The organism is Streptomyces milbemycinicus (assembly GCF_002154605.1).
Lineage (GTDB): Bacteria > Actinomycetota > Actinomycetes > Streptomycetales > Streptomycetaceae > Streptomyces > Streptomyces milbemycinicus.
Window position 1 is genome coordinate 1 of the sequence record NZ_MUNE01001260.1, and the last position, 1,764, is coordinate 1,764.

The 1,764-nt window shown below is 74.0% G+C and carries 2 protein-coding genes; both read left to right on the plus strand.

The window, feature by feature from the left end; all coding sequences use genetic code 11:
* Positions 1-83: 83 nt before the first annotated feature.
* Complete coding sequence (locus tag CCN51_RS52490) at positions 84-656, plus strand: SigE family RNA polymerase sigma factor (RefSeq protein ID WP_014178276.1); 573 nt, start codon at positions 84-86, stop codon at positions 654-656.
* 584 nt (positions 657-1,240) lie between these two features.
* Positions 1,241-1,764 (plus strand): hypothetical protein (locus CCN51_RS52500; RefSeq protein ID WP_086861335.1); only part of this gene is annotated, 524 nt, incomplete at its 3' end.

Genomic DNA, 1,764 nt, shown 5'->3' on the forward strand with positions numbered 1-1,764 from the left:
GTGCACGGAGGGACATGAGCCGGGCGGCCGGAGACAGGGCGTCCGGAGACAGGGCGTCCGGAGACAGGGCGTCCGGGAACAGGGTGTTCGGGGACAGGGCTTCCGGGGGCAGGGCTTCCGAGGACAGAGCGGAGGCCGAAGGGGCGTACACCGCGTACGTCTCCGCGCGGCTGCCCGCGCTCCGCCGCATCGCGCATCTGCTCTGCAAGGATCCGCACCGCGCCGACGACGTCGTCCAGGCCGCCCTGACCAAGCTGTACGTCCACTGGAACCGCGCCCGCGCCGCCGACGACCTGGACCGCTACGTCCACACGATCCTCGTCCGGTGCTTCCTCAACGAGCAGCGCCTCGGCTGGGCCAGAGTCGTCCGGCTCTCGGGCGCGCCGCACGAGACGCCGGGGCTGCCGCCCGTCGCGGGCGTACCGGACATCGAGACGCGCACGGTCGTGCACACCGCGCTCTCGCGCACCCCGGCGCGCCAGCGCGCCGTGCTGGTGCTGCGCTTCCTGTGCGATCTGCCGGTGGCCGAGGTGGCGGCGGTACTCGGCTGTTCCGAGGGGAACGTGAAGAGCCAGACCGCGCGGGGCCTGGCCCGGCTGCGCGCCCAACTCGGCGGTCAGCCAATTGTTCCGATGCCACCTGTGGGGAAGGAGTAGCCGCCATGCGGGACGACGAGCTGGAACGGGAGGCTGCACGGCTGCTCTCCCCGCTGCGCGGGCTGGAACCGGGCCCCGGAGCGCCGGGGGTGGACGTGGGCCGGGCCGTATGGCACGGCCGGCGGCGGGTGCGGGCGCGCCGGGCGGCGCTGCCCGTGGCCGCGGGGCTGGTCGTCGCGCTGGTCGCCGTGGCGCTGGCCCTGGCCGTACGCGTACTGCCCGGCGGCAGCGGCGCCCCGCCCGCCGGCCCGGGCCCGACCCGCACCGTGACGACGACTGTGGACCCGAGCCCGTCGCAGTCGCCCACCGAGACATCGTCGGCGTCGCCGAGCGGATCGGAGTACGAGCCGACCACGGACCCGCCGAGCGGATCGCCCACCGGGTCCCCCAGCGGATCGCCGGGCGCCCCGACGGACACGGCGTCGGGCACACCGTCGGGCACGCCGTCGGGCCCGGACATGGGCNNGTCCGGGACGACATCCACCACCACAGCGCCCCCCTGACGTACAGGGCCCTTCGCGCGGCGTACGGGGAGCATTACGCTGGGCCGACCACCGACCGTACGGATACGAGAGTGAGATCGCGTGGCATGTGACCTCTGGCTGGTCCCCCTCGTCGATGTGCTGTGTCACAGCCCCGACAACCCCTTCGCGGAGGAGATCGCCGCGTACGACAAGGCGCTCGGTGACGCCGGACTGCCGCCCGTGCCCGTCTTCGGCTATATGCCGGGCCTGTCCGGGGACGTCGCCCCGGTCGCGGCCTTCGACTACGACGCCCTGCACTTGCTGCGCCGCGCCTATCTGCTGCAGGTCTGCGGGCTGGCCGTCACGCCGGTGGACGAACTCGGCGGGGACTACGAACAGTTGCTGGAGATGTTCGAGCCCACGGCCCAGCAGTCGCATCTGGTGTGGCACTACGACCACGCCGGCGCCTATGTCCCCGTCGACTTCGAACGCCCGCTGTCCAACGACGAACTCCTCGAAGGCGGTGGCCCCCTGGGGTCGAGCCACGGCCTGCTCAGAGAGCTGGAGACGGTCGCCCCGGCCCTCGGCATCGACCCCGCCAACCCCCCCGCCCCCCCCGCCCCCCCCCCCCCCCCCCCCCCCCC